Here is a 26,200-nt window from a genome sequence, read left to right on the forward strand (position 1 = left end):
CAAGAAATACTTTCTAGATGCGTTCGAGTTGCTGGGCGGCGCTGTCGAGCACTGCGGCGAAATCGTGGGCTTGCTGTTCTGTGAGGGGCGTGCCCGAGAGGCGCATGCGCATCGCGAGCTTCAGGTTCTCGATGGCGCGCGTGACCTGCGGCGGGCGCCCGCCGCGCGGGCCGGCGCCGTCCACGCCACCGCTCATGCGGGCCATCATGGCGTCGGCCGTGTCGCGGTTGGCAGCCAGAAACTCATGGCCGCCGGCCGTGATGCTGTAGCGCTTGCGCCCGCCGGTGTCGGCCGTTTCCACGCTGAGGTAGCCGAGTTCTTCGAGCAGCGTCAGCGTGGGGTAGACCACGCCGGGGCTCGGCGCATAGCTGCCGCCCAGGCGGTCTTCGATGGCCTTGATGAGTTCGTAGCCGTGGGCCGGCTTGCCGGCGATGAGCTGCAGCAGCACGAAGCGCAGGCCCCCGTGGCCGAACACCCGCCCGCCGCCGCGTCCGCCGCGGCCTCCTCCGTGCATGCGCTCCTCGCCGCCGCCGTGATGGCCGCGGCCGCCGGAGAGGCCGTCTTCGTGTTCGCCACGCGGGGTGTGGCAGTGGTGATGGTGGTGATGGCCGAAGTGTGGGTGTCTCATATCGATGTCTTCTTGAGGTATGTCGAAATTATTTTAGATATATCTAAAAAAGTCAAGCAACCGTGCGTATGCCGCATTGCGTGCGATGCCGTCGACAGGCCGGTGAGAGGGAGAGCTGGCCGAAGGCCAGGCAAAAAACAACGGGCAGCAGATGCCCGCGCGGACGATCAGGCGATCATCGATTCCAGGTCGGACGCCAGTTCGCGAGGCGCCGGCATTTCCTGCATGGCATCTTCGGAAAGGCCGATGGCGTCGGCCGACTGGGCCGGCCAGACGTGTTGCGCGTCACCGATGCGCAGCCCTTCGCGCTCGAGAGCGACACGCCAGACCGCGAGGTGCAGCACATTGGCCAGCGGGTCGACGTGCTCGGCCTCCATCGGGTTGGCAAAGCACGAGAGGGCGCTGATGAACTCGGGCGCAAATTCCCAGCGGGCGGCCAGCCGCGCGCCGACTTCGCCATAGTGGAAGCCGAACTTCTGCCGCTCCACCTCGAGGCGTCCCATGCGGTCGAAGGGATGCACGGCGTTGAGCGCCGCCACCTGCTCCTTCATTGCGCCGGCCATGATCAGGTGGCCGATGGCGTGCATGCTGCCGACGGTGAATGCCAGGCTCTGGTCCACGCGACGGGTCTTGCCCGCAAGGTAGCGGGCGACCGCCGCCACGCGCAGGCTGTGCGACCAGAAGGCCGGCAGGTGCACGCCGTCGATCTTCCGGAACGTGCCCGTGAGGCCGGAGCTCACCACCAGCGAGCGGATCGAGGAGAAACCCAGCAGCTGGATGGCGTCGTGGATCGACAGGATCTTGCGGCGCAGCCCGAAGTACGGGGAGTTGGCCATGCGCAGCACCCGGGCCGTCAGCACCTGGTCGAGTTCGATCTTGCGTGCCACCACGGAAACGGCGGCGTCTTCGTTGCGAAGGAGCTCGATCAGGTCGAAAACCACCTTGGGCACCGTGGGAAGCAAATGGCTTTCGGCAAACAGTTCGTCCAGGGTCATGGCGATTCTCGGCTGTAGTTTTCGCTGCCCGGAATTGTCGTGCAACTTTAGTGTTACATGTTGATGTCTTCTGAAATCGAGCCGGTTCTCGTCGCCCGATTGCAGACTCACAGCAACACAGATGCGTTGCGAGGCCTTTCGGCCAAGCCGATTTTCCCTGCGGTGGTCTCACGCCGCCATACCGTTTTTGGGGGATGCATCTTGCGCAGTGATCCGGGCGATCACCCAAGGTCAAACCCTCACTCCCGCGGAGACAAATCGCGTGACGCTCTGGACACGTCCGTATACATTTGCGACAAAGGATACAAGCTGCTGCGTTCTCCGCCGTGCCGCACTGGTGCACACGGCGCCAACCGGCCTGCGCAACGACAGGATTCCATCCAATGTCATTGTCCGTCTGGGTCAGGATTCGCTTGCCACTGGCAATTTTCGTGGCCGGCGCGGTGCTATCGATCGCCCTTGCCGTCTCCGCCCGCCAGGAGATCGGGCGCAGTGCCCAGGCACGCTTCGACGCAACCGCGCTCGATCTGGCACGCAAGGTCGAAGCCCGCTTCGACGACTACATCGCCGTGCTGATCGGCCTGCGTGCCCGGTTCAATACCTCCGAAACCGTGGCGCGGAGCGACTTCACGGATTACGTCGCGGGGCTGAACCTGGCCAGCGCGTACCCCGGTTTCCAGGCCGTCAACTATGCGCCGCGCGTGTTGGCCGGCGACAAGCAGGCCTTCGAGCAACGGGTGCGCGGTGATGCCGACCTGACCGCCAGCGTGGCCTCCAGCTTCGCCATCAAGCCGCCCGGCGAACGGGAAATCTACTATCCGCTGGTCTACATCGAGCCGCGGGCTGGAAACGAGAGGCTGCTCGGCAACGACCTGGGCGCAATGCCCGACAGGGGAGACGCGCTCGAGCAGGGGCGCGACACGGGCGGGCTCGTCATGTCCGGCCGCAAAGTCCGCATCGCGGGGCGCGAGTCCGACATCGGATTGGCGATGCGGCTGCCGGTCTATCGTCCAAGGCAACCGCTCGACACGCTCGAGCAGCGGCGCAATGCCTATCTCGGCTCCGTGGGCGCGGGCTTCAGCGTGGCCGGGATGCTGGGCGATGTGGTGGGTGCCACGGCCGCGAGGACATTCCGGTTGCGCCTGATCGATGCCGGGCCGGGCCAGGGCGCGATCGGAACACGCGCCGAGACCAGGTTTGTCACGCCGGCCTCGTTCGGCGAGCAGCAATTGCTGTTCGACAGCGCGGCCTCTGCGAAGCCCGCCGCCGCGCCCGTGCGCAGCCTGGAACGTATGCTCGGATTCGAGCTGGGCGGCCACTCCTGGCTGGTGGAAATCGGCCAGGACGAAAACCAGGTCTTCGGTCCGCTCGACAAGGCCATTCCATGGTTCATCGTCTTCGGTGGGCTGGCCACCAGCATGCTGCTTGCGGGCATCGTCTTTTCGTTGACCACCTCGCGCAGCCGGGCCCAGGTGTTGGCGAACAAGATGACCGTCCACCTGCGCACCAGCGAGCGGCAGTTGGAGGAGGCCCAGCATCTGGCAAGCCTGGGCAGCTGGATCCTCGATCCCAAGACCGGAGCCCTGCAATGCTCCGAGGAAGCCCGGCGCATCCTGGGCTTCGAGACCGGCTCCTTGCGGTCGGACCTGCCCGCGTTGCTCTTGCGCGTTCCGGACGGGGACCGCGCCGCGGTCGAACAGCAGATCGCATGGGTCTCCGAGTCCAAGGAGCGCAGTGAATTCGAGCACCGTCTGTGCCTGCCCGACGGCACCGAACGCTGGCTCCACGTCATCGCACAGTCGGCCGAAGAAGATGGAAAGACGCTCGTGCGCGGCACCGTGCGCGACGCCACGCGGCCGCGCAAGGATGCGCTGCGCCAGAAGCTCGAGTACAAGATCGCCCGACTGCTTGCCGCCGATGGCAGGGCCGAGATGGTGATCACGCAAGCGCTGGAAGCCGTGTGCACCGACCTGCGCTGGGACTGCGGCGCGTTGTGGAGCGTGGGAGAGGACGGCGCGGTTCGCTGCGCCGCCGCCTGGCATGCCGACCACGCCCCCCAGGCATTGCGGCAATTCGTCTCCGACAGCCGATCGCTCGAGTACGGGGCCGACGAAGGCTCGCTGGGCCGCGCCTGGAAAACCACCGGCATCGTGCAAATCGACACGCTGGCGGCGCCGCACGACTTTGCCCGCGACGTGCTCGCCGGCCAATCCGGGCTGACTTTCGGCGTCGTCGTGCCGATTGTCATTACCGGCTCGACCACGGCGCTGGAGCTCTTCGGCTCCAATACCTACGCTGTCGACGCCGAGACGCTGGAGTCGCTGCGTGTCATCGCCTTGCAGATCGCCCAGTACAAGCAACGCAAGCTGGCTGAGAGAAGTCTTCGCTTCATGGCCAGCCACGACGAGTTGACCGGGTTGTTCAACCGCGCCGCGCTGCAGCACGAGCTTGATCGCGCCATCAAGCGCAGCAATCGCCATCAGAAGCAGTTCGCGGTGCTGTTCATCGACCTCGATCGCTTCAAGCACATCAACGACACGCTGGGCCACGGCGTGGGCGACGAGATGATCAAGATCTGCGGCGAGCGCCTGACGGCACTGCTGCGCGAGGCCGACGTCGTGGCGCGTTTCGGTGGCGACGAGTTCGTGCTGCTGCTGGAGAATCTCTCCAGCGCGAACGATGCCGCGGTGCTCTCCGAAAAAGTGCTGGCCTGCTGCGCCGAGCCTTTCGCCGTTGCGGGACGCGAGCTCCACGTGACCGCCAGCGTCGGCGTCAGCGTCTATCCGGACGACGGCGGCGACGCCGAGGCGCTCTTGAAGAATGCCGACACGGCGATGTACCGCGCCAAGGAAAAAGGCCGCAATACCTTCCGGTTCTACGCGGCGAAGATGAATGCGCAGAGCACCGAACAGCTGATGCTGGAAAGCGCGTTGCGCCGAGCCTTGGAGCGTGGCGAGCTCGAAATGCACTACCAGCCGAAGATGGACCTGCAGACCCAGCGCATCGTCGGCGTCGAGGCGCTCATGCGTTGGCACCACCCGGTGCTGGGCATGGTTCCACCGGTGAAGTTCATTCCGATTGCCGAAGAAATCGGATTGATCGTGTCCCTGGGCAAGTGGTCGCTGGAGAGGGCCTGCGCCGATTCGCGTTCGTGGCAGGAATTCGGTTTGCCCGAGGTGCTGATGAGCGTCAATCTATCGCCGCGCCAATTCGAAAGCCGCACGCTCATCGCCGACATCCAGGCCATTCTGGAAGCCTCCGGCCTGAAGCCGTCGCTGCTGGAACTGGAAATTACCGAAGGCGCGGTGATGGCGAACCCCGAGCGTGCGACGCAATTGCTCCAGACGATTCGAGACATGGGCGTGGGGCTCGCCATCGACGACTTTGGAACCGGCTATTCCTCGCTTTCTTACCTGAAGCATTTTCCGCTGTCGACGGTCAAGATCGACCGCTCCTTCATCAACGACCTGTCGCAGGACGCCGACGCGCGGGCGCTCATCGACGGCATCATCACCCTGGCCCATGGCTTGCGAATGAAGGTCGTGGCCGAGGGCGTCGAGACCCCAGCCCAGTTCGATTACCTGCACAGCCGCGGATGCGACGAGGCCCAGGGCTATTGGCTGTGCAAGCCCGTGTCTGCAGATGAGGTGCGCAATTTCATGGCGCGTCACCTGCGAAACCAATTTGCTCCAACGGTCGCGGCCTGACGGCCGGACCCTTGAAGCAATCGTTACCGGGCACGTTCGCCCGGACATTGCAGCAACTTCGCAGGAGCATTCATGATTCATTCGACACAAGGCAAAACACTGGAACAGACGATCGCCGCCATCAAGGGGCTCGACCTCACACTCATCAAGTTCAAGGCCTCCCGCAAAGAAGACGGCTATGGCTGGTCGGCAGCCTACGCAGATCAGATGGAGGTGGCCTACAAGCGCTACCTGATCCTGCACGCCAAGCACCCCGACCTGACGCTCGCTCCCGAGCAGGACGTCGACCGCTTCTGGCACATGCACATTCTCGACACGAGAAAGTACGCAGCCGATTGCGAAACCACGTTCGGCTATTTTCTGCACCACTTTCCATACCTCGGCCTGCGCGGCGAGGACGACGCCAAGGCGCTGCAAGCGGCCTTCGTGGAGATGCAGCGCCTGACCGCCGAGGAATTCGGTGAGCCGGCGGTCGCGTCTCCACGCGGGCCGGGCAAGGATGTGGCCGCTTGGTGCTCGCTCGAGGCGGGCAAGCCCGCAGCGGCTTGGTGTTCGCTCGAGGTGGGCAAGCCGGCAGCGGCTTGGTGTTCGCTTGAGGCGGGCAAGCCCGCAGCGGCTTGGTGCTCGCTTGAGACGGGCAAACCTGCAGCGGCTTGGTGTTCGTTCGAGGCGGGCAAAGTTGCGGCCGCGTGGTGTTCGCTCGAGGCGGACAAACCGGCAGCCGCGTGGTGCTCGCTGGAGGCGGGCAAACCTGCGGCTGCATGGTGTTCGCTGGAGACGGGCACTGCCTCCGCGGCTGGGCTCTCGCTGACGGCTGGCGCGTCTGAGCCGGCAGCCTCGCGCGCAGGGTCCAGTTTGGCGTGAATGGATGAAGGGTGGGGATAGGCACGAGGCGGTTGGTCCGCCTCGCGCCCCTTGCGCAGCAACAAGTCCAGACCTGCTCGTCTCATGTTCCCGCGATTCGCCGAGGAGTGATGCGGGCCGTCCGACGTCATATGCATGCGCACAGCTGGCGTTTGCGCGATGGTGTCGAAGTTCCGGTATGCAGCGGAAGCGGACTGTCGCTGCTCATGGCTAGACTTCCGAGTTCGGCCACAACCGGCCGTTCGGCAGCGTTGCCCACCGAAGCAATCCACACCTAGTATTGGGCTATGAAAAAGCAGATGAGTCTCGGCCGATACCTTCGGCGTGCAGCGGCAGCAATGGTTGTGGGTCTAGCGTTCAATACGGTGAGTGCTGAGCAGCACTGCTCGCTATGGCTTCCGCGCGCTGCGAATGGCGAGTGCGGCATGTACGAGGTGTCGATGGTTCAGTTGATCGCCAATCCAGATGCCTTCGAAGGCAAAAAGGTCGCGGTGATTGGCGTTCTAAACACCCAGTTCGAAGGTGATGCTCTGTACCTCCACAAAGAAGACCTAACCGCACGCATCTCGTTGAATTCTGTTTCGCTGGTGCTTCCGCCGAATTGGGCGGCGATTTCTTCTGCCTGCAAGAATCGGAGCTATGTTCTTCTGCACGGGGTGTTCACCTCCAAGACCAAGGGCCACGCAGTTTGGCGAGCCGGGTCTTTGGAGTCACTGGACCTTTGTCGACCATGGGAATGAAAACGTCGAGCGATTGAAAGGAAGGGCTGCTTTAGGGAGGACCGAAAGACGGCTCAGGGCCCGATTGCGACGTTCACTCGTCGCGACCTTAGGACCGCTGTCAGTCTTAAGCAGCCCTCGAAGATCCCTCCATCGATCGCCTTCGGAAGAGACATGCACGACGCTCGTTTCCCACGCCAGTGCACTCCTACCTCTGCGGCATATCCTTAACCGAATACCCCAAGCTAACCGTCGCATCCTCCGGAATCCCAGGCATCGTCGCATTCCACGCCGCCCAGTCAGCCCGCATCGCAGTCAGCCTCTGCGGCTCCTTCTTCCCCAGATTCGCCCGCTCGCGCTCATCGGCCGGAATGTTGAAGAGGTACTCGTTCCCATCCACCTTCAGGTACTTCCAATCCCCATCGCGCATGGCTTCCTGTCCGCGATGGTTCATGCGCCAATGCAGCGGCCTGCGGAAGCTGTGCTTCGCATCCTTCAGCACGGGCATCAGCGAGACGCCGTCGAGCGGATAGGCCGCATCGGCCTTCACGCTGGCCGCATCGAGCATCGTGGCGGACCAGTCCATGGTCATGCAGAGTTGCTTGCTCTCGCCGCCCTTGGCAATCACCTTGGGCCAGTGCGCGATCCATGGCACGCGGATGCCGCCTTCGGTCAAATCCATCTTGCCGCCGACCAAGGGCCAGTTGTCCGAGAAGCGTTCGCCGCCGTTGTCGCTGGTAAACACCACCAGGGTGTTGTCGGCCATGCCGTGCTTTTCGAGCGCGGCCATGATCCAGCCGATGCCTTCGTCCATGTGATGGATCATGCGGCGGTACACGTGAATGTTGCCGCCGGCCAGGTCGAACAGGTTGTCTTTCACGGTCGGCGCTTTTTCGGCGTCGTCGCGTGTTTCCCAGGGCCAGTGCGGGGCGGTGTAGTGCAGGCTCAGGAAGAAGGGCGCTTCTTCCTCGGTCTTCTGCTTGGCGGCCATGCGCTCGACATAGTCGACGGCGCGCTTCGAGAGCAGGTCGGTCAGGTAGCCGTCTTCCTGCTTGTCTTCTTCGCCGAACCACAGGTCGTGCTGGCCGGTGGAGTCGCAGTGGGTGAAGTAGTCGACGCCGCCCGACATGGGCCCGAAGAACTCGTCGTACCCCGAGCGCAGCGGTCCGAAGTGCGGCGGGTAGCCCAGGTGCCATTTGCCGATGAGCGCAGTCTGGTAGCCGCCGGCCTTCAGCAGCGATGGCAGGGTGGGGTGGTCGGTGGGCAGGCCGAGCGTGGTGCTGCCGCGGCTGCTGCTGCGAATGGGCTCTTCGGCCGCGCCGCGCAGGCGGTACTGGTAGCGCGCGGTGATCATCGCGAAGCGCGTGGGCGAGCACACGGGCGAGTTCGAGTAGCCCTGCGTGAGCTTCAGGCCGTTGGCCGCCAGGCCGTCGAGCACGGGCGACACGGGGCCGAATGTGGCATCGCGGCCGCCGTAGCAGCCGAGGTCGGCATAGCCGAGGTCGTCGGCCACGATGAAGATGATGTTGGGTCGAGTCATGTCTCTGACGAGGTTCAGGGCTGGTAGCCGGACTTCTGGACAACGGGCGCCCACTGCGCCTTGTAGGCCTTGAGCATGGCGGCGGTCTGCGCCTGCGTGCTCACCACCGGTGTCATGCCGGCGTCCTTGAACTTGCGCTGGGTGTCGGGGTCTTGCATGACTTCGCGAATCATCACGGACAGGCGGTCGACCTTCTCTTTCGGCATGCTCTTCGGCGCGAAGAAGGTGTTCCAGCCGGTCGCGGCCAGGTCGAGGCCGGCTTCCTTGAAGGTCGGAATCGACGGCGCGAAGGGCGAACGCTTGTCACCCGAAATCGCGAGGATGCGCAGCTTGCCGGCGGTGTGTTGCGGCAGCACGACGTCTTCGGTGTCGACCGAAATGGGCACCTGGCCGCCGATCAGGTCGTTCAGCAGCGGCGCCGAGCCGCGGTAGCCGATCACCTGCGTTTGCACCTTGGCCTTCTCGCCCACCATGAGGCCGAAGAAGTGCGGCAGGCTGCCGGTGGCCGGCACGCCCACGTTGGCCTGGTTGGGGTTGGCGCGCATCCATGCGAGCAGGTGGTTCAGCTCGCGCACCGGCAGGTGGGGCGACACGGAAAGCGCAAAGTCGTAGGAGTTGACGTGCGACACGGGCACGAAGTCGCGCTCGGGGTCGTAGTTGTTGTCCTTGAAGACCAGCGGCGCCACCACCATCACGGCGGGGTTGGCGAGCATCAGCACGTTCTGGTTGGCGGGCGTGTTCTTGGCCTGCTGCGCAGCAAGGCGGCCGCCCGCGCCGGGCTTGTTGTCGACGATGACCGGCACGCCGAGCTTGGTGCCGAGCTTCTCGCCGACGATGCGCGCCACGCGGTCGGTCGCACCGCCGGGGGCATAGCCGACGACGATGTGCAGCGGGCTGTCGAGCGACTGGGCGCTCGCGGTTGTGGCCATGGCGGCAATGGACGCCATGAAGCCTGCTGCGGCAAGCAGCATGGCAAGGCGGCGGGTAAGGGGTGTGTTCTTCAGCATGATGAGGTTCCTCCTCGTTCAATCAATCATTCGGCCGTTGGGGGAGCCCCCGGGTGTTCTCGCAGGTTGGCGTTCGGTCTCGAACGACTGTAGGGACGCTACAGTCGATTGATCTAATCCACCATCCTCCAGACTAACCCGCAACGCCACATGGCGCACCAGAATCCTTCCACGCAAAACCCCGGCAGTGCCTCGAACGAGCGGCAGCACATGGTCGATGCGCTGCGCGGCTTCGCGCTGCTGGGCATCCTGGTGGTCAACATCGCCAGTTTCGCGTCGACGTACTACGGCATCGGCATTCCCGACCCGATGGCCGTTTCCCTGGCCGAACGCTCTGCCTCGTTCGCGCGGGCCTTCATGTTCGAGACCAAGTTCTACCTGCTGTTCTCGTTCCTGTTCGGCTACAGCTTCACGCTGCAGATGCGTGCGGCCGAGCGCGACGGCAAGGCGTTCGTGCCGCGCATGGTGCGGCGGCTCGTGGGGCTGTGGGTGATCGGCGCGGTGCATGCCGTGCTGCTCTACTACGGCGACATTCTCACCACCTATGCGGTGCTGGGCGCGGTGCTGCTCATGCTGCGGCGGCGCGGGGATGTGTTTCTGGCGTGTGCGGCCATGGGGCTGGTGCTGCTGGTTTCGGCGCTATGGGCCGGCGTCGGCCACATGTATTCGCAAGCGGACATGCAGATGGCAGCGCGGGCGGCGTACGCCGAAGCCGCCGCGGCGCAGGCCGCCTACCGCGCCTCGCCCGCCATGGTGGTGGTCCAGCACCTGCGCGATCTCTCGAATGTCTGGTGGGTCACCGCGCTGGTGCAGGCACCTGAGGCATTGGCCATGTTCTTTGCGGGGTTCATCGCCGGGCGGCGCGGGCTGCTCGCGCACGTGGAAGCGCATCGCAAGCTGCTGTGGCGGGTTATGTCATGGGGACTCGCCATCGGCTTGCCGGGCGCGCTGGCCTACGCCCTGCCGGCCCTGCGGCTGAACGACGCGGTGCGCGAGCTCCAGGGCCTTGCGGTCACTCTGCTGACCGCGCCGTTTCTGGCCGCCGGTTACGCGGCCGGCATGCTGCTCGTGTTCCAGACGGGGCGCGGCCGCGTGCTGGCGCGGCTGCTCGCGCCGGCGGGCCGCATGGCGCTGTCGAACTACCTGCTGCAATCGCTGGTCTGCGCGTGGATCTTTCTGGCCTACGGGCTGCGATGGGTCGGAACCATCGGGCCGCTGGCGTCGTTTGCCGTGGCATTCGCGATCTTCGCGGGCAACCTGGTGCTGAGCCGGTGGTGGATGCACCGCTTTGCCTATGGGCCTCGGAGTGGGTGCTGCGGGCGTTCACCTATCTCCAGCTTCCGCCGATGCGCCGCCGTATCCACGCTGGCCGCGCCGATCAGGCCGATCAGGCCGATCAGCGCGGCGGCACGCCTTCCTGAGCCAACTGGCCCATCGGGTAGGCCGCGCGGACGGCGTGTGCACCTTGGTGAAGCGGCTTCTCGTGCATGCCGTCGCTTTCGATGCGCATCCTCGGCAGGAACTGCGGGTACTCGCGCTGCATGAAGTCGATGAGCCCTTCGCGCACCTTGCAGCGCAGGTCGAAAGCGAGGCTCGAAGTGGCGGCGGTGCAGAGCACGCGAACCTGCATGGTGCGCTCTGTGGCGTCGGTCACCTGCAGGTTGAAGAAACGGCCGTCCCACTCGGTCGCCGCCTTCACGATGCGTTCGACCTCTTTGCGCAGCGGCGCCATCGGCATGCCGTAGTCGGCGTAGACGAAGACCGCGCCCAGCAGCTGCGACGAATGGCGGGTCCAATTCTGGAACGGCTTCTCGATGAAGTAGGTGAGCGGCAAGATGAGCCGACGATCGTCCCAGATCTTCAACACCACGAAGGTGCCGGTGATCTCCTCGACGCGGCCCCATTCGCCCTCGACCACCAGCACGTCGTCGATGCGTATGGGCTGCGCCAGCGCAATCTGCAGCCCGGCGATCAGGTTGCTGAACACCGGCTTGGCCGCCAGGCCGGCCACGATGCCGATCACGCCCGCGGAGGCCAGCAGGCTGGCGCCGACCTGGCGCGCGCCGGGAAAAGTCATGAGCATCATCGCGCCGCCGGCCACCAGCACCATCGTCATCGCGGTGCGCGCAAGCACGCGGGTCTGCGTGAGCACGCGGCGCGCGTGCAGGTTGTCGGCAATGTCGGAGGGATGCTGCGCAAGCACGCCGTCGGCGAACCCGCTGATGGCTTTCACCGCGAGCCAGGTGGTGGCGGCGATCAGCAGCAGGCCGTTGAAATGCCGCACGGTGCCGATGAAGCGCAGGTCGTTCGGCGCGGCCTGGAACACGAGCAGCAATGCCACCAGCGGCAGCACCACCCGCGCCACCGGCTTGCAGTTGAGCACCATCGCGTGAAGCGCGGGTGCCGGCCGGGTGATTCGCACTAGGACAAGGCCGCCGAGACGGTGGACAAGCAGCGCGAGCGGAACGGCGAGCAGGGCTGCGAGCCAGGTGCCGAACCAGGGGTGGGCAAGCATCTCTTCGGTCATTGAGCGGTGGTCGTGGCTTGTGTCTCCAGGGGTTGAAGAATGCGCGCCGCGTCGTCGCGCAGCTGCGTGGCGAGTGCCGTGGCCAGATCGAGACGGCGCAGCAGCCAGGGGCTGATGTCGTTGTCGAACGGGTCGGGCAGGGGAATCGGGCCGCCCACGGCGGTGGAGCCGGGGCTTTCGGGCAGCGTGGGACCGGTGGTCGGCGCGGTGCCGATGGCCGCTTCGATGCGCTGTGCCGTGCGCGCGAGCGGGCCTTCGATTTCGCCGGGGGTGAGCCGGTCGCGCCGCAGCACGAGCATCGATTTTACGGCGCTCAGCTGCGCGAGCAACTGGTAGCTGTGCGCCTGCAGGTGCTCCAGCGGCTCGAGCGGCGGCTGCACGGCACGCGGTTCGGACAACGAACGCTGCGTGGCCTGCACCAGGGCCGAAAGGCTGTCGTAGGCTTCGCGGCGCGCAAGCCGCCATTCCAGCTCGGGGCTGCTGTCGACCGCCTGCAGCTGGCCGAGGCCGAGCGCCAGGCGTGCATGGCGCGCCTGCGCGGTGAGCGTGCGCGCCACCAGCGCCGGAATCTGCCCGCGCTCCCACGAGGGCAGCACATAGCAGAAGCCCCAGGCCAGCGCGGCGCCGATGAGCGTGTCGGCAATGCGTTCGAACAGCGCGAAGATGGGCGCGGCGCCGGTGTTGAGCATGTGCGCCTGCAGCAGGCCGAGCACCGTGGCCGCCACCGCCGTGATCAGGTAGCGCCGCACCGCGAAGCTGTGCGCAATGGCCTGCGATACCGTGACGAAGGCCAGCAGCAACAGCGGCGACGGATGCGCCGAAAGCAGGCCCACGGCCAGCACGCAGCCCAGCAGCGTGCCGGCGACGCGGCTGTTGCGCCGCTCCAGCGTTTGCGAGAGGCTGCCGCGCAGCACCACCACAATGGTCAGAAGAATCCAGTAGTCGTGCGAACCCCAGGGCAGCGACACCGCAATGGTGTAGCCGGCCGCAATGGCCAGCGCTGCGCGAATGGCATGGCGCAGCGGCGGCGCGTCCCAGCGCCACAGCGCAAGAAAGGGCCGCCACGACCAGTCGGTCGGGCTCACGAACATCTGCCAATTGGCGCGCACCACCGCAAGGTTGGGCTCGGCATCGCCGCGCGCCATGGCCGAGAGGCGCAGCACCTCGTCGTTGATGTGGCCGATGCGGCTGGCGAGGCCGCGCGCGAGCATGGCGGCGTTCGGGCCGGGCAGGCCGTGGTTCGCCGCATGGTCCTCGCGGGGGAGATGAATCGACGCGAGCCGCGGGCGCCGGTCGGCCACGGTTTCGGGCTGGCGGCCCATCAGCAGCGCGTCGCCGAGGGCGGTGGTTTCGTCGGCCAGCTCTTCGAGCACGCGGCGCATTTCGATGAGCGCCTCGGCATGCGCGGGGTGGCTCTTGAGCGCGTCGAGGTCGAGCTCGCTCGCAAGCAGCTGGTCGCGCATTTCGAGCACGATCACCAGCATGGCGGCCAGCCGCTGCCGGCGCGGCGTGCGCGGCGATTCGAGCACGATGTCGCGCGTGGCCTGCAGCTGGTCGGCCAGCGCGGCCTGCTCGCGCAGCAGCCGGCCGAGCAGCGGGGCAGGGGTTTCGCGGATGTCGCTGGTGTTGTCCAGCGGCGTGAACTGGGTGGCTTCGGTGCGCATCAGCGCGGCAAGCGAATACAGCACGTCCGAGACCGACTGCACGCGATAGCGCGCATTGAGCGCAAGGTTGGCCAGCGTGGCCCAGATCACGTAGAGCCCCGCGCCCAGGCCGAAATGCCAGGTGCGTTCGATGGCCTCGGCCATGCCGCTCGGCGCGGGCGTGGCCATCGAGAAAACCATCGAGAACATCACCGCGATGGCAATGGGAATGCCCCGCTTGCCCCACGCCATGGCCAGAAAGGCGACGAAGGTGGCGGGCACCAGCAACAGGCCGAGGCGGATGGGCGCGGTGTGCAGCAGCTGCACCAGAAAAAACAGCGGCAGGCCGATCAGCGGGGCCGGCAGCATCTGAAAGAACTTGCCGCGGCGCGGGCCGGGCAGGTCGGGCGGGGCCGTGACGATCACGCCGACCGCGGCGGCTGAGGCGGCGATGGCGCCGAGCCACAAATGCGCGCCGGCCGAGATGACCAGCAGGCCCAGCGCGACGCTGAAGCCGTTGGCGACGTACTGGCTCAGCGCAATGCGCAGCGCGGCACGAATCCGCAGGGCGGCACCGGGCCCCTGCATCACTTGGCGGAAGCGTCGCCTTCGGAAGGGCTGCCGTCGGCAGGCGCGTCGCGGCGAATGCGCGTGAGCTTGCGCGACACCGGTGCCGGCGCAACCGCGGGCGCAGGCGCCTCGCCGTCGAGCGGCGCGGCCGTCAGATCGGTGACGGTGCTGCGCGCATAGAGGTCGACCGATTCGTCAGCGTCGGGCCGCGCGGCGGCCGACACGGCACGCACGCGGTCGCTGGCGCGCATCTTGTCGTCGATGCCGGCGAACTTCGAATACTTGGCAAGCAGCGGCACCAGCTGGCCGTAGATGCGCGGCGCACCGGCCAAGCATTCGCGCTGCTCGAGAAAGTCGGGCTCGCCCGTGAAGTTGCCGATGAGGCCGCCGGCCTCGGTCACCAGCAGCGAACCCGCGGCCACGTCCCAGGGGTTGAGGCCGGTTTCGAAGAAGCCGTCGGTGAAGCCGGCCGCCACGTAGGCCAGGTCGAGCGCCGCGGCGCCGGGGCGGCGCAGGCCGGCCATGCGGGGCATCATGTCGGCCATGATGGCGAGGTACTGCTTGAAGTTGTCGCCGCTGCGGAACGGAAAGCCCGTTGAAATCAGGCACTCGCTGAGCTTGATGCGCTTGGAGACGCGGATGCGCCGCTCGTTCATGTAGGCGCCGCGGCCCTTGGTGGCGGTGAACAGGTCGTTGCGGCTCGGGTCGTAGATGACCGCCTGCTCGATCTTGCCGCGCACCGACAGCGCAATGGAAACGCAATAGACCGGAAAGCCGTGGATGAAATTGGTGGTGCCGTCGAGCGGATCGATGATCCAGACGTAGTCCGAATCCTTGGCACCATGCTGGGTGCCCGATTCTTCGGCCAGGATGCCGTGCCCCGGATACGCGCCAAGCAGCGTTTCGATGATGACCTGCTCGCTGGCGTGGTCGACTTCGGTGACGAAGTCGTTGACCTGCTTTTGCGAAATGCGCACGGCCTCGACGTCGAGGGCGGCACGGTTGATGATTGCGCCGGCGGCGCGTGCGGCCTTGACGGCCACATTGAGCATGGGATGCAGGTTGGGGGACGACATTCTGGATTGTGAGAAGAACGGTGGGAGTGGTCCCCCTCTGAAGGCGACCCTGCGGCCCGGCGATGCGGGCGGCGAGAATCGGTCATTTTACCGGCTCCGCCCGTTTCGTGTCTCCAAACCCTCCATGCGCACCCGTTTTATCCTGATCCAGACCAGCCATGCCGGCAATGTGGGCGCCGCCGCCCGCGCCATGAAGACCATGGGTTTCGACGACCTCGTGCTGGTGGCGCCCAGGTGGGCCAACGTGCTTCGGCGGGAAGAAACCATCCAGCGCGCCAGCGGCGCGCTCGACGTGCTGACCAACGCCCGGATCGTCGCAACGCTCGACGAAGCGCTCGACGGCATCACCCACCTGTGCGCCACCGCGATGATTCCGCGCGACTTCGGCCCTCCCACGCGCACCCCGCGCGAGCACCTGGAACCGCTCGCGAAGCAGGGCGATCAGCACGTGGCTTTCCTGTTCGGCTCCGAACGCTTCGGGATGCGCAACGAGGACGTTTACCGCTGCAACGTGGCGCTGAGCATTCCGACCGACCCGGCCTTCGGTTCGCTGAACCTTGGCGCCGCCATTCAGGTGGTGGCCTACGAATGGCGCCTGGCGCTGGGCGGCTACGAAGTGCGCGACGCCACCGCGCCGATCGCGGCGGCCGATGCGAAAGCGGTGGCGGGCATGCTCGAGCATTGGGAGCGTTCGCTGGTGGAAATCGGCTTTCTCGACCCGCAGGCGCCCAAAAAGCTGATGCCCCGGCTGCAGCAGCTTTTCAACCGCGCGCAGCCCACGCCCGAGGAAATTCACATCCTTCGCGGCATTGCCAAGGCCATGGCCGACGCCGCCCACGCGTCTAAAACCCCATCGCCCGTACGCGAAGACCCCGCGCTTTAGACTGCCCGGGCCCTATCGATATAACGACAACAAAGGCAGCGATGTTTTCTCGATTGCGCGCCGACATCCGGTGCATCCTCGAACGCGACCCGGCCGCACGCAGCGCCTGGGAAGTGATCACGGTCTACCCCGGCTTCCACGCCGTGGTGCTGCACCGTTGGGCACACGCCTGTTGGACGCACGGCTTCAAGTGGCCGGCCCGCTTCATCGCGCACTGGGCGCGCTGGCTCACGGGCATCGAGATCCACCCGGCGGCCAAGCTCGGCGAGCGGGTGTTCTTCGACCATGCCATGGGCGTGGTGGTGGGCGAAACCGCCGAGATCGGCGACGGCTGCACCATCTACCAGGGCGTGACGCTGGGCGGCACCTCGCTCTACAAAGGCACCAAGCGGCACCCGACCCTGGGGCGCAACGTGGTGGTGAGCGCGGGGGCCAAGGTGCTGGGCGGCTTCCTCGTCGGCGACGGTGCCAAGATCGGCAGCAACGCGGTGGTCATCAAGCCGGTGCCGGCAGGGGCGACCGCGGTGGGCATTCCCGCACGCATCATTCCGTCGAAGGCCGGCGAGAGCGCCGACGTGGCCGCGCCGCAGAAGTTTTCCGCCTACGGCATCACGCAGGACGACGATCCGCTGAGCCAGGCGATGCGCGGGTTGATCGACAGCGCCGCGGGGCAGGAACACCAGATCGCGCTGCTGTGGCAGGCCATCGAGAAGCTGTCTGCGCATCCGGGCACCAAAGACTGCGTGCCTTGCGATGCGGCGCGTGACGAGAGCTTCGAGGCGGAGAAGCTCACCCAGCTCATCGGCAAGTAGCGGGGCCTGCGAGGCCGATTCAGGCCGATCGCTTCGGGGGTGCGTGCAGCGATCCATGCACATGCCCCGCGTGCTGCCCGAAAGGCTCTGTGGCGAGCTCGGCGGTGTCCAGCTCTTGCAGGATGCCGCAGTTCTGCGCCGATTCGGGGCCGCAGCACTGGAGCCGCAGTGCCTTCAATTGCTTCTCCAGCGTCTTGAGTTCGGAAATGCGCGCGGCCACGTGGCCGATGTGGTCGTCCAAGAGCTGGTTGACCTCGCCGCAGTCTTCTCCTGGCGCATCGCGAAACCGCAGCAGGCTGCGGATTTCGTCGAGCGTCATATCGAGCGAACGGCAGCGGCGGATAAAGCCCAGCCGCTGCGCATGCTCGTCGTCGTAGATGCGGTAGTTGCCTTCGGTGCGCGCCGGCTCGGGCAGCAGCTGCTCGCGCTCGTAGTACCGGATGGTTTCCACCGGCGTGTTCGCGGCCTTGGCCAGTTCTCCGATTTTCATGATGCGGCAAGAATGAAGTGGCGAATCGTCGTTTGACTCTACACCTGCTTCAGGGTTTCCAATGGCTTTCATGACGAACCAGAATGCCCTGAAGCCCGTGGCGCCGCATGCTCATCGGCAGCCGCCGGCCCCTGCCGAAACAGCGTGCTGCGGCAGCTCCGCCTGCGGATCGGTGTCCGCGCCCATCCACGCAGCCGACGTTCCGAAAGGCGCTTTGCTGTTTCGCATTCCCACCATGGACTGCGCCGTCGAAGAGTCCGAGATTCGCCGCGCGCTCGAGCCCGTCCGCGGCATCAGCGGGCTGCGCTTTCGCCTCGGCGAACGCACGATGGCGATCACGGCCGATGGCACCGCGTTGCCCGATGCGCTCGAAGCCATCCGCAAGGCCGGGTTCAAGCCCGAGCCGCTGAACGATGCGGCCGGCGCGCAGCCTGCTGCCGGCATGGCGCGCCGCACCGGCCTCTTCACGCCCGAGCTTTTGCGGCTGGTTGCCGCGCTGGTGCTGGCGATTGCGGCCGAGACAATTTCATTTTTCGCGCCGGAGGGCGCCGGGTTCACGGCAGCGGAGATGGGGCTGGCGCTCGCCGCCATCGCCCTCGCCGGACTCGACACCTACAAGAAGGGCTTCGCGGCACTGGTCCGCGGGCGGCTGAACATCAATGCCCTGATGGCGGTGGCCGTCACGGGCGCCTTCCTGATCGGCCAATGGCCCGAGGCCGCGATGGTGATGGCGCTTTATGCGATTGCCGAAATGATCGAGGCGCGTGCCGTCGACCGTGCCCGCAACGCCATCCAGGGCCTGCTGGCGCTGGCGCCCGAACGGGCCGAGGTCAGGCAGCCCGACGGCAGCTGGAAGACAGCGAAGGCCGACACGGTGGCGCTGGCTGCCATTGTGCGTATTCGTCCCGGCGAGCGCGTGCCGCTGGACGGTGTCGTCACCGACGGCACAAGCGCCATCGACCAGGCGCCCGTCACCGGAGAAAGCATTCCGGTCGACAAGTCGGCAGGGGACGCGGTGTTTGCGGGCACCATCAACCAGACGGGTTCGCTCGAATTCCGCGTCACGGCCGTGGCGGCCAACACCACGCTGGCCCGCATCATTCACGCGGTCGAAGAAGCGCAGAGTACGCGCGCGCCCACGCAGCGCTTCGTCGACAGGTTCGCGGCGGTCTACACGCCCGCGGTCTTCGCACTGGCGTTGGCCGTCGCGGTGCTCACGCCCTGGCTCATGGGCTGGGGCTGGTTGCAGGCCCTCTACAAGGCGCTGGTGCTGCTGGTCATCGCATGCCCGTGCGCCCTTGTGATCTCGACGCCCGTGACGGTGGTGAGCGCTCTGGCCTCGGCCGCGCGGCGCGGGATTCTCATCAAGGGCGGCACCTACCTCGAAGAGGCGCGCAAGCTCAAGGCGGTGGCGCTCGACAAGACGGGCACCATCACCGAAGGCAAGCCGCGGCTGGTCGAATCGAGTCTGCTCGACGCGGCGGGCGACGAGGGCGCGGTCTTCGAGATTGCGGCCAGCATCGCGGGCCGCTCGGACCACCCGGTATCGAAGGCCATTGCCGATGGCCTGAAGCGCGAGCCGCAGCAGGTGGGCGAATTCACGGCCCTGCCCGGACGCGGCGTGCAGGCCACGCACCGGGGCCGGGCCTATGTGCTCGGCAACCACCGGCTGATGGAGGAGCGGGGGCTGTGCAGCCCCGCGCTCGAAACCGAGCTGAAGCGCCATGGAGAAGCGGGCCGCACGGTGACGCTGCTGGCTTCCGGGCACGAGGTGCTGGCGTTGTTCGCGGTGGCCGACACCCTCAAGCCTTCATCGCAAGCGGCCATGGCCGAGCTGCGCGCCCTGGGCGTCACGCCGGTGATGCTGACCGGCGACAACGCCGCCACGGCCCGGGCCATCGGTGCCCACGCGGGCATCGACGACGTGCGCGGCAACCTGCTGCCCGAGCAGAAGCTCGACGCCGTCAAGGCGCTGCAGCAGCGCTACGGCGTCGTCGGCATGGCGGGCGACGGCATCAACGATGCGCCCGCGCTCGCGCAGGCCGACATCGGCTTTGCGATGGGCGGTGCGGGCACCGACACGGCCATGGAGGCGGCGGACGTGGTCATCATGAACGACGACCTGCGGCGCCTTCCCGAGACCATTCGCCTCTCGCGCCGCGCGCACTCGGTGCTGTGGCAGAACATCGCGCTGGCGCTCGGCATCAAGGCCGTGTTCTTCGTGCTCGCGGTGTTCGGCAGCGCGACCATGTGGATGGCGGTGTTTGCGGACATGGGGGCGAGCCTGCTGGTGGTGGCCAACGGGTTGCGGCTGATGCGCATGCCGAAGAGCGACTGAGCGGCGAAGCTCGCTGCTACCAGCGCGCGGCCCATGGCTCGAGCGGCACGCGCGCCGCGTTGCACACGTAGCTCACCGCGTGGTACCAGCCCGCGAGCATCATCAGCTCGATCAGTTGCGGTGGGCTCCAGAGGGCGCTCAGCGCCTCCCAGAGCGCGTCGTCCAGGTGGCCGGTGTCGTGCAGCTGGTCCACCAGTTGCACGAGCAGGCGGTCTCGCGGCGCGAGCAGTTCCAGGTCTCCGGCTACGGAGGCCATCACGCGCCGATCGGTGGCGCTGAAGCCCGCCGCATCGCCGAATGCCGCCATGTGCACACCCCATTCGTACTCGGCACCGCAGCGGGCGCAGGCGCGCGTGATCACCACCTCGCGGTCGCGCAGGCCGATGGCTGCCTTGCGGCCCAGCAGGTAGCGGCCCAATCCCAGCGTTCGCTCGGCCAGTTCGGGGTTGACGGCAAGCACGCGGAAAAGCGCCAGGATCTCGGATCTTCCGGGCGGGTTCATCCGGTTCAGGAGGTCGGCAATGGGTTCGGGGAAGGGCGCTTCGAGCGGCGGGATGCGAGGCGCGCGCGAGTCGGGTGCGGCAAGGGTCGTCATGGTCGGAATTCTTCGTAGAATGCGGCTTCTATCGCTACGAAAAGCGTAGCGATCGTTGCAGTCTATCGCTACGAAATGCGTAGCGCAAGAGCAAGCAGGACCTCCTTTGGAAATCTCAGGCATGAACAACGGTGAATCTCCGCCAGAACCGGCCGCGACGGCGGCATCGCGCCGGCCCGTGATGCGGCTGCTGGAGCAACTGGGCCGCAAGGGCACGCTGCGCATCCTGTGGGAATTGCGCGATGGGCTGCCGCAGACCTTCCGGGCGCTGCGCCTGAGCACGGGGGACATGTCGCCCTCGGTGTTGAACGACCGGCTCAAGGAACTGCGCGCGGGCGGCATCGTCGCGCTGGCCGATGGGGGCTACGTGCTCACCGAATCGGGCGTCGAACTCGTCAAGCGGCTCAAGCCGCTCAACCAGTGGGCCGACCGATGGTTCGACGCGGAGGGGCCGAACTAAGATCGGGTGATATTCCCCGCAACCGCGGAGATCCGCCACCGCAGTTTCGTCCATGTCCGTCACCACCCTGCTGCTGCAACTCATCGTCATCCTCACCACCGCGCGCATTTGCGGTTGGGTGCTTCGCTACGTCGGCCAGCCCAGCGTGGTGGGCGAAATGGCCGCGGGCCTCATGCTCGGGCCCGCGGTCATGGGCGCGCTCTTTCCCACGCTGCACGCGCAGTTGTTCTCCAAGGAGCTGCTGCAGGGCCTGTCGTCGCTTTCGACGGTGGGGCTGGTGCTGTTCATGTTCGTCGTCGGCCTGGAACTGCGGGCTTCGCAGAACATGCGTTCGCAACTCAAGGCCGCGGGCGCCGTGGGCGTGCTCAGCGTGATCGTGCCGCTGGCGCTGGGCCTCGCGATCTCGCCGACGCTGTACCCCACGCTCGCGCCGGCCGGCGTCGCCTTCTGGCCCTTTGCGCTGTTCATGGCGGCGGCGCTCTCCATCACCGCCTTTCCGGTCATGGCGCGCATCCTCAAGGACCGTGGCATGACGCGCACGTCCTTCGGCCAGCTGTCGCTCAGCGCCGCGGCCGTGGTCGACGTGTTCGCCTGGATCCTGCTGGCCTTCGTGGTGGCCCTGGTCGGTGCGGGCGAGGGCTACGCGGGGTTGATCAAGATCACCGGGGGCGTGGTGGTGATGCTTGCGCTCCTGTTCTTCGGCTTGAAGCCGGCGTTCGCCTGGCTGCTGCGCGTGAAGGCGCCCGACGGCGAGCCTTCGACCACGGTGATGGCCTCGCTCATGATCGGCCTGCTGGCCACCGCGCTCTTGACCGAGTGGCTGCATCTGCACGCGGTGTTCGGCGCCTTCCTGTTCGGCGCCTGCCTGCCGCGCGACGACCGCCTGCTGCGCTCGCTGAGCGAACGCATCGAGCCGATTTCCATCGTCGTGCTGATGCCGCTGTTCTTCGCGCTGGCCGGACTGGGCACCACGGCGAATGCCTTCACCGGTGCGAGCCTGGGGGCGATGCTGCTGATCGTGGCCGTGGCCACCATCGGCAAGATCGCCGGCGGCGCGGCCGGGGCGCGCATCGCGGGCTACGGCTGGCGCGACAGCCTGGCCACCGGTTCGCTGATGAATGCGCGCGGGCTGATGGAGCTGATCGTGATCAAGATCGGCTTCGATGTGGGGCTGATCGGTCCCGAGCTGTTCACCATGCTGCTGGTGATGGCGCTTGCCACCACCGCGATGACGGGGCCGTTGATCAACCTGGTGATGGGGCGGCACAAGACGCCGCCCGTGGCCGAGGCCGAAGCGCAGGTACACGCGGAGCCGTAACCGGCGGATGCGATCCCTCGGGGGCTCAAGACCAGGAGCGGTCTTCCAGCACGTAGCCGCCGCCGCGCACCGTGTGCAGCAGCTTGGCCTCGAAGGGATCGTCGATCTTGCTGCGCAGCCTGCGGATGGCCACTTCGACCACATGGGTGTCGCTGTCGAGCGGCGTGCGCCACACCTGCTCGGTGAGCGCGCTGCGCGACACGGTCTGCCCGCGATGGCGCAGCAGCACCGCGAGCAGCGTGAACTCCTTGGCCGTGAGTTCGATGCGCATGCGGTCGCGAACGCACTGGCCGCTGGCAAGATCGAGCTCCAGGCCGGCCAGCCGAAGCACGGCGGATTCCTGCGGCTTGCCGGATTGCAGCAGGCCCCGCATGCGTGCCAGCAGTTCTGAGAACCCGAAGGGCTTCACCAGGTAGTCGTCGGCACCTTGCTGCAGGCCATGGACACGGTCTTCGACCTTGTCCCGCTCCGTGAGCACCAGCACGGGCACGTTGCTGGACCGCCGGATCGCCTGCAGAGCCGCAAAGCCGTCGCTGCCGGGAAGCACGACGTCGAGCAGGATCAGCGCGTAGTCGCGCTCCGCGGCCTGGTAGCGGGCCTCGGCACCGCCGCGCACGAAGTCGACGGCATAGCCGTTCTCTTCCAGGCCCTTCTTCAGCGGGTCGCCCAGCCGGGGCTCGTCCTCAATGACCAGAATTCGCATCGCGGATATCAGTGATGAGATGGGCGCTGTGGCGTTGACGATGTCGTCATGCGGACCGCCAGTAAAACACGGCCGAGTGTCGTACAAGCGCGCCAGGGGACCTGCGGATCACAGGGGCGTTGCAGGGGCATTGCAGGAGGCGTGCCACAACCCACCGATATACTTTTGGACCCATGCGCCGCTGGCTTCAGATCTTCTTGCTGCTCCTGCTTCCGTTCCAGTTCAGCTGGGCGGCGTCGGCGGCCTATTGCCAGCACGAGCGCGATGTGCAACCCCGCCATTGGGGCCATCACGAGCATCAGACATCCGAGGCCGGCCGCGGGGACGGTGCCCGCGCCGACGACACGCAGAAGAGCCCGGGCACGCAACCGAACGCGCCAGCCGGCGATTGCGCCGCCTGCCACCTCGGCCACGCGCAGCACATGCCGTCGGCGGCAGAGCAGGGGCAAGGCCTCCCTGCGTTTGCGCAGGCCCTGCGTGTCTTGCGGACGGAGCATTTTGTCTCGCATATCTCCGAAGTGCCCGTGCGTCCTGCACGGCTTCTCGCCGCTTGATTCGGCGAGAGAACAAACCCACGCCCCTGAGTCCCCACATCAGCTGAGCTCTCGCCGAATTCCCCCGCCCGTTGTTTTGCAACCCAGGAGAATTCGATGCGCACGCTCTTCGTGCCGCTGGCCGTCATGGCCTTGGCGGCGCCCCCGGCATTTTCACAAACCGCCGCCGGTTCCAACCCTTTGCCGCTGCGGCAGGCCGCGGCAAGAACGGTCGAGCCCGCAGGACCGCTCGACTTGCGCAGCGCGCTTGCGCTCGTGCAGCAGTTCAACCCCGGGCTTTCGGCCGCCTTGCATGAACGGGAGGCCGGCGATGCGGCTCTCGTGCAGGCCGGCGCCTGGCCCAACCCCGTGCTCGAGGCGCAGGTGGAAGACCTGCGCCGCGACAACCGCACCACCACGCTGCTGCTGAGCCAGCCCATCGAGCTGGGCGGCAAGCGCGCGGCCCGCGTGACCGCGGCGGAACGCGCCCGCGACCAGGCCGCATCGGCATGGCTTGCGCGGCGCTCCGGATTGCGCGCATCGGCGATCACGCTCTTCTTCGAAGTGCTGACCGCGCAGGAGCGCTTGCGGCTGGCTCAGGACTCGGTGACGCTCGCACAGGCGGCGACTCGCGCAGCCGCCAACCGCGTGGCGGCCGGCAAGGTTGCGCCGCTCGAGGAAACCCGCTCGCGCGTGGCCGAGGCAGGCATCCAGGTCGAACTGCTGCAGGCCGAGGGTACGTTGCGCTCGGCGCGCCAGCAATTCGCGGCGTTGTGGGGCAACCCGAACCCGCGCTTCACGCAGGCGGAGGGCGCGGTCGATCGGTTACCGGCCGTCCCCTCGGCACAGGACGCGCAGAGCCGGCTCGCGGCGGCGCCCGTGCTGCACCAGGCGCGACTCGAGGTCGAGCGGCGCCAGGCGCTTTCGGCACTGGAACAGGCCCGGCGCATGCCCGACCTCACCGTATCGCTCGGCGCGAAACGCGTGCTGGCCGAGGACGGCACCGGCCGCGGCCGCAACCAGGTCGTGGTCGGCTTGTCGGTGCCGCTGCCGATCTTCGACACCAACCGCGGCAACGTTGCCGAAGCGCTGAGCCGCGAAGAGAAGGCGCGCGACGACCTTGTGGCGGCCGAGCTGCAACTGGGCGCCGATGTTGCACAGGGCATCGAGCGCCTGCGTGCAGCGCGCGCCACCGCCGAGACCTTGCAGCGCGATGCATTGCCCGGTGCCGAATCGGCCTACAAGACTGCCACCAAGGGATTCGAGCTCGGAAAGTCCAGCTTTCTCGAAGCGCTCGATGCGCAGCGCACGCTGTTCCAGGTACGCAACCAGTACCTGCTTGCCGTCGCCGAAACCCATCGTGCGGCCGGCGAGCTCGACCGGCTGCTGGGCACCGACGGTGACGAACCCCTGCGCGCAATGGCCGTTGCGCGCTGACAAGGAATCCACATCATGAACACAGAAGAACGCAACACACCCGCCGGGCGCATCGGCAAGAAGCAGTGGATGGCCATCGTGGCTGTTCTGGTCGTCGGCCTTGCCGCGGGCGCGTTGATCCTGCGCACCGCACCGGCCGGCTCCGAAGCCGCCGTGGGGCATTCCGGACCGGCGGCGCATGCCGATGGCGAGCACCACGAAGAAGAAAGCAAGGAGGAAGGAAAGGATCACGGCAACGATCACAGCCAGGCCTCCGGCCATGGCGGCAAGGAGGACACCGGGCACAAGGAGAGCCACGAGAAGGGCCACAACGAAGGCGAGGAAAAGATCGCCTTCACCGACGAGCAGATCAAGGCCGCCGGCGTAAGTGTCGAAAGCGCCGGACCCGCGCGCATCAAGACGTCGCTGCAACTGCCCGGCGAGATCAAGTTCAACGAAGACCGCACGGCCCACGTGGTGCCGCGCGTCGCGGGCGTGGTCGAGAGCGTGCCGGCCAACCTCGGCCAGGAGGTGAAGCGCGGCCAGGTGCTGGCGGTGCTCTTGAGCCCGGCGCTCTCGGAGCAGCGCAGCGAGCTGCAATCGGCGCAGCGCCGGCTCGAACTGGCCCGCACCACTTACCAGCGCGAGAAAAAACTCTGGGAAGAAAAGATCTCGGCCCAGCAGGACTATCTGCAGGCGCAGCAGGTTCTTCAGGAGGCGCAGATCGCCGTGGCCAATGCCAACCAGAAATTGCTGGCGCTGGGCGCCACGCCGGGCTCGTCCGCGCTCGGCCGCTACGAACTGCGTGCGCCCTTCGACGGCATGGTGGTCGAGAAGCACCTCTCGCTCGGCGAATCGGTCAAGGAAGACGCCAGCGTGTTCACTATTTCCGATCTCTCCACGGTGTGGGCCGAGATCAGCGTGGCTGCGAACAACCTGAACCTGGTGCGCATCGGCGAGCCGGTGACCATCCGCTCCAGCGCCTTCGACCAGGCGGCGAGCGGCACGGTATCGTATGTGGGCTCGCTCATCGGCGCGCAGACACGCACGGCGATGGCGCGCGCGACGCTGACCAATCCGCAGCGCGTGTGGCGGCCGGGGCTGTTCGTGAGTGTCGAGCTGGAGTCGTCCGAGACGGACGCGCCCGTCACGGTGTCCGCCGATGCGGTGCAAACGGTGGAAGACAAACCCACCGTCTTCCTCAAGGTACCCGGCGGCTTCCTGCCGCAGCACGTGCAGACCGGCCGCAGCGACGGCCGGCGCGTCGAGGTGCTGGGCGGGCTCAAGCCCGGCACGACCTACGCCGCGGAAGGCAGCTTCGTCGTGAAGTCGCAGCAGGGCAAGAGCTCTGCCACGCACACCCACTGAGGACGCCG

Annotated in this window: 21 protein-coding genes and 1 pseudogene; 12 read left to right on the forward strand and 10 right to left on the reverse strand. The window is 66.8% G+C overall.

Going from position 1 to position 26,200, the window contains the following annotated elements:
- Window positions 1–13: 13 nt before the first annotated feature.
- Window positions 14–628 (reverse strand): PadR family transcriptional regulator, encoded by a 615-nt coding sequence (locus QFZ42_RS05360; RefSeq protein WP_307699966.1) that lies wholly within the window; start codon window positions 626–628, stop codon window positions 14–16.
- Window positions 629–795: 167 nt separating this feature from the next.
- A complete protein-coding gene (locus tag QFZ42_RS05365; protein ID WP_307699967.1) occupies window positions 796–1,623 on the reverse strand; it encodes an HDOD domain-containing protein in 828 nt (275 codons plus the stop codon).
- Window positions 1,624–2,006: 383 nt separating this feature from the next.
- Between QFZ42_RS05365 and QFZ42_RS05370 the strand changes: the two genes are divergently transcribed.
- The 3 genes from QFZ42_RS05370 (at window position 2,007) to QFZ42_RS05380 (ending at window position 6,934) form a co-directional block, all read left to right on the forward strand.
- Window positions 2,007–5,330 (forward strand): bifunctional diguanylate cyclase/phosphodiesterase, encoded by a 3,324-nt coding sequence (locus QFZ42_RS05370; RefSeq protein ID WP_307699968.1) that lies wholly within the window; start codon window positions 2,007–2,009, stop codon window positions 5,328–5,330.
- 72 nt (window positions 5,331–5,402) lie between these two features.
- Complete coding sequence (locus QFZ42_RS05375; RefSeq protein WP_307699969.1) at window positions 5,403–6,194, forward strand: glycine-rich domain-containing protein; 792 nt, start codon at window positions 5,403–5,405, stop codon at window positions 6,192–6,194.
- 287 nt (window positions 6,195–6,481) lie between these two features.
- Complete coding sequence (locus QFZ42_RS05380; RefSeq protein ID WP_307699970.1) at window positions 6,482–6,934, forward strand: hypothetical protein; 453 nt, start codon at window positions 6,482–6,484, stop codon at window positions 6,932–6,934.
- Window positions 6,935–7,121: 187 nt separating this feature from the next.
- On the opposite strand, the gene QFZ42_RS05385 is transcribed toward QFZ42_RS05380, so the two are convergent.
- Window positions 7,122–8,453: a sulfatase family protein gene (locus QFZ42_RS05385; RefSeq protein ID WP_307699971.1), complete on the reverse strand. Its 1,332-nt coding sequence runs from the start codon at window positions 8,451–8,453 to the stop codon at window positions 7,122–7,124.
- A gap of 14 nt (window positions 8,454–8,467) precedes the next feature.
- Window positions 8,468–9,460: a Bug family tripartite tricarboxylate transporter substrate binding protein gene (locus tag QFZ42_RS05390; protein ID WP_307699972.1), complete on the reverse strand. Its 993-nt coding sequence runs from the start codon at window positions 9,458–9,460 to the stop codon at window positions 8,468–8,470.
- A 150-nt stretch (window positions 9,461–9,610) separates the two neighbouring features.
- Between QFZ42_RS05390 and QFZ42_RS28290 the strand changes: the two are divergent.
- Window positions 9,611–10,881, forward strand: a pseudogene (locus QFZ42_RS28290) (DUF418 domain-containing protein).
- Here QFZ42_RS28290 and QFZ42_RS05400 read toward each other — a convergent pair.
- The 3 genes from QFZ42_RS05400 to QFZ42_RS05410 are packed head-to-tail and all read right to left on the reverse strand — an operon-like array spanning window position 10,857 to window position 15,276.
- Window positions 10,857–11,987, reverse strand: a complete 1,131-nt coding sequence (locus QFZ42_RS05400) for a mechanosensitive ion channel family protein (RefSeq protein ID WP_307699973.1) — start codon at window positions 11,985–11,987, stop codon at window positions 10,857–10,859. The pseudogene QFZ42_RS28290 and the gene QFZ42_RS05400 sit on opposite strands and share 25 nt — an antisense overlap.
- The gene (locus QFZ42_RS05405) at window positions 11,984–14,218 is read right to left on the reverse strand and encodes an FUSC family protein (RefSeq protein WP_307699974.1); all 2,235 of its coding nucleotides are present in this window, start codon (window positions 14,216–14,218) and stop codon (window positions 11,984–11,986) included. The genes QFZ42_RS05400 and QFZ42_RS05405 overlap by 4 nt, the downstream gene beginning before the upstream one ends.
- A complete protein-coding gene (locus QFZ42_RS05410) occupies window positions 14,218–15,276 on the reverse strand; it encodes an inositol monophosphatase family protein (protein ID WP_307699975.1) in 1,059 nt (352 codons plus the stop codon). The genes QFZ42_RS05405 and QFZ42_RS05410 overlap by 1 nt, the downstream gene beginning before the upstream one ends.
- 124 nt (window positions 15,277–15,400) lie before the next feature.
- On the opposite strand from QFZ42_RS05410, the gene QFZ42_RS05415 reads away from it, so the two are divergent.
- A complete protein-coding gene (locus tag QFZ42_RS05415) occupies window positions 15,401–16,159 on the forward strand; it encodes an RNA methyltransferase (RefSeq protein WP_307699976.1) in 759 nt (252 codons plus the stop codon).
- Window positions 16,160–16,179: 20 nt separating this feature from the next.
- Window positions 16,180–16,971, forward strand: coding sequence for a serine O-acetyltransferase (gene cysE / locus QFZ42_RS05420; protein WP_307704170.1), 792 nt, complete (start codon window positions 16,180–16,182; stop codon window positions 16,969–16,971).
- A gap of 19 nt (window positions 16,972–16,990) precedes the next feature.
- On the opposite strand, the gene cadR is transcribed toward cysE, so the two are convergent.
- A complete protein-coding gene (gene cadR, locus QFZ42_RS05425) occupies window positions 16,991–17,461 on the reverse strand; it encodes a Cd(II)/Pb(II)-responsive transcriptional regulator (protein ID WP_307699977.1) in 471 nt (156 codons plus the stop codon).
- Between the two features lie 70 nt (window positions 17,462–17,531).
- Between cadR and QFZ42_RS05430 the strand changes: the two genes are divergently transcribed.
- The gene (locus tag QFZ42_RS05430) at window positions 17,532–19,799 is read left to right on the forward strand and encodes a heavy metal translocating P-type ATPase (RefSeq protein ID WP_307699978.1); all 2,268 of its coding nucleotides are present in this window, start codon (window positions 17,532–17,534) and stop codon (window positions 19,797–19,799) included.
- 16 nt (window positions 19,800–19,815) lie between these two features.
- On the opposite strand, the gene QFZ42_RS05435 is transcribed toward QFZ42_RS05430, so the two are convergent.
- Window positions 19,816–20,394, reverse strand: coding sequence for a carboxymuconolactone decarboxylase family protein (locus QFZ42_RS05435; RefSeq protein WP_307699979.1), 579 nt, complete (start codon window positions 20,392–20,394; stop codon window positions 19,816–19,818).
- A gap of 121 nt (window positions 20,395–20,515) precedes the next feature.
- Here QFZ42_RS05435 and QFZ42_RS05440 point away from each other — a divergent pair, with 121 nt between their 5' ends.
- Together QFZ42_RS05440 and QFZ42_RS05445 are read left to right on the forward strand one after the other, a co-directional pair.
- Window positions 20,516–20,854, forward strand: a complete 339-nt coding sequence (locus QFZ42_RS05440; protein ID WP_307699980.1) for a winged helix-turn-helix transcriptional regulator — start codon at window positions 20,516–20,518, stop codon at window positions 20,852–20,854.
- 52 nt (window positions 20,855–20,906) lie between these two features.
- On the forward strand, window positions 20,907–22,172 hold the full coding sequence (locus QFZ42_RS05445; protein WP_307699981.1) for a cation:proton antiporter: 1,266 nt from the start codon (window positions 20,907–20,909) through the stop codon (window positions 22,170–22,172).
- A gap of 25 nt (window positions 22,173–22,197) precedes the next feature.
- Here the strand turns inward: QFZ42_RS05445 and QFZ42_RS05450 are convergent, their stop codons facing one another.
- Window positions 22,198–22,875 carry a response regulator gene (locus QFZ42_RS05450; RefSeq protein WP_307699982.1) on the reverse strand — a complete coding sequence of 226 codons (678 nt, stop codon included), beginning with the start codon at window positions 22,873–22,875 and terminating at the stop codon, window positions 22,198–22,200.
- 173 nt (window positions 22,876–23,048) lie between these two features.
- Between QFZ42_RS05450 and czcI the strand changes: the two genes are divergently transcribed.
- The 3 genes from czcI (at window position 23,049) to QFZ42_RS05465 (ending at window position 26,192) form a co-directional block, all read left to right on the forward strand.
- The gene (czcI, locus tag QFZ42_RS05455) at window positions 23,049–23,429 is read left to right on the forward strand and encodes a cation efflux protein, CzcI family (RefSeq protein ID WP_307699983.1); all 381 of its coding nucleotides are present in this window, start codon (window positions 23,049–23,051) and stop codon (window positions 23,427–23,429) included.
- A gap of 96 nt (window positions 23,430–23,525) precedes the next feature.
- Window positions 23,526–24,845, forward strand: a complete 1,320-nt coding sequence (locus QFZ42_RS05460) for a TolC family protein (RefSeq protein WP_307699984.1) — start codon at window positions 23,526–23,528, stop codon at window positions 24,843–24,845.
- A 15-nt stretch (window positions 24,846–24,860) separates the two neighbouring features.
- On the forward strand, window positions 24,861–26,192 hold the full coding sequence (locus tag QFZ42_RS05465) for an efflux RND transporter periplasmic adaptor subunit (protein WP_307699985.1): 1,332 nt from the start codon (window positions 24,861–24,863) through the stop codon (window positions 26,190–26,192).
- Window positions 26,193–26,200 lie beyond the last annotated feature (8 nt).

The organism is Variovorax paradoxus (genome assembly GCF_030815855.1).
GTDB lineage: Bacteria > Pseudomonadota > Gammaproteobacteria > Burkholderiales > Burkholderiaceae_C > Variovorax > Variovorax paradoxus_M.

Excerpts from the sequence above, each read along its gene's own strand:
- QFZ42_RS05385 (WP_307699971.1), bottom strand. The coding sequence starts at position 8,453 with ATGACTCGACCCAACATCATCTTCATCGTGGCCGACGACCTCGGCTAT.
- QFZ42_RS05450 (WP_307699982.1), bottom strand. The coding sequence starts at position 22,875 with ATGCGAATTCTGGTCATTGAGGACGAGCCCCGGCTGGGCGACCCGCTG.
- QFZ42_RS05465 (WP_307699985.1), top strand. The coding sequence starts at position 24,861 with ATGAACACAGAAGAACGCAACACACCCGCCGGGCGCATCGGCAAGAAG.
- cadR (WP_307699977.1), bottom strand. The coding sequence starts at position 17,461 with ATGAAAATCGGAGAACTGGCCAAGGCCGCGAACACGCCGGTGGAAACC.
- QFZ42_RS05375 (WP_307699969.1), top strand. The coding sequence starts at position 5,403 with ATGATTCATTCGACACAAGGCAAAACACTGGAACAGACGATCGCCGCC.
- QFZ42_RS05405 (WP_307699974.1), bottom strand. The coding sequence starts at position 14,218 with ATGCAGGGGCCCGGTGCCGCCCTGCGGATTCGTGCCGCGCTGCGCATT.
- QFZ42_RS05410 (WP_307699975.1), bottom strand. The coding sequence starts at position 15,276 with ATGTCGTCCCCCAACCTGCATCCCATGCTCAATGTGGCCGTCAAGGCC.
- QFZ42_RS05365 (WP_307699967.1), bottom strand. The coding sequence starts at position 1,623 with ATGACCCTGGACGAACTGTTTGCCGAAAGCCATTTGCTTCCCACGGTG.
- QFZ42_RS05400 (WP_307699973.1), bottom strand. The coding sequence starts at position 11,987 with ATGACCGAAGAGATGCTTGCCCACCCCTGGTTCGGCACCTGGCTCGCA.
- czcI (WP_307699983.1), top strand. The coding sequence starts at position 23,049 with ATGCGCCGCTGGCTTCAGATCTTCTTGCTGCTCCTGCTTCCGTTCCAG.
- QFZ42_RS05390 (WP_307699972.1), bottom strand. The coding sequence starts at position 9,460 with ATGCTGAAGAACACACCCCTTACCCGCCGCCTTGCCATGCTGCTTGCC.
- QFZ42_RS05370 (WP_307699968.1), top strand. The coding sequence starts at position 2,007 with ATGTCATTGTCCGTCTGGGTCAGGATTCGCTTGCCACTGGCAATTTTC.
- QFZ42_RS05460 (WP_307699984.1), top strand. The coding sequence starts at position 23,526 with ATGCGCACGCTCTTCGTGCCGCTGGCCGTCATGGCCTTGGCGGCGCCC.
- QFZ42_RS05435 (WP_307699979.1), bottom strand. The coding sequence starts at position 20,394 with ATGACGACCCTTGCCGCACCCGACTCGCGCGCGCCTCGCATCCCGCCG.
- QFZ42_RS05360 (WP_307699966.1), bottom strand. The coding sequence starts at position 628 with ATGAGACACCCACACTTCGGCCATCACCACCATCACCACTGCCACACC.
- QFZ42_RS05415 (WP_307699976.1), top strand. The coding sequence starts at position 15,401 with ATGCGCACCCGTTTTATCCTGATCCAGACCAGCCATGCCGGCAATGTG.
- QFZ42_RS05380 (WP_307699970.1), top strand. The coding sequence starts at position 6,482 with ATGAAAAAGCAGATGAGTCTCGGCCGATACCTTCGGCGTGCAGCGGCA.
- QFZ42_RS05445 (WP_307699981.1), top strand. The coding sequence starts at position 20,907 with ATGTCCGTCACCACCCTGCTGCTGCAACTCATCGTCATCCTCACCACC.
- QFZ42_RS05440 (WP_307699980.1), top strand. The coding sequence starts at position 20,516 with ATGAACAACGGTGAATCTCCGCCAGAACCGGCCGCGACGGCGGCATCG.
- QFZ42_RS05430 (WP_307699978.1), top strand. The coding sequence starts at position 17,532 with ATGACGAACCAGAATGCCCTGAAGCCCGTGGCGCCGCATGCTCATCGG.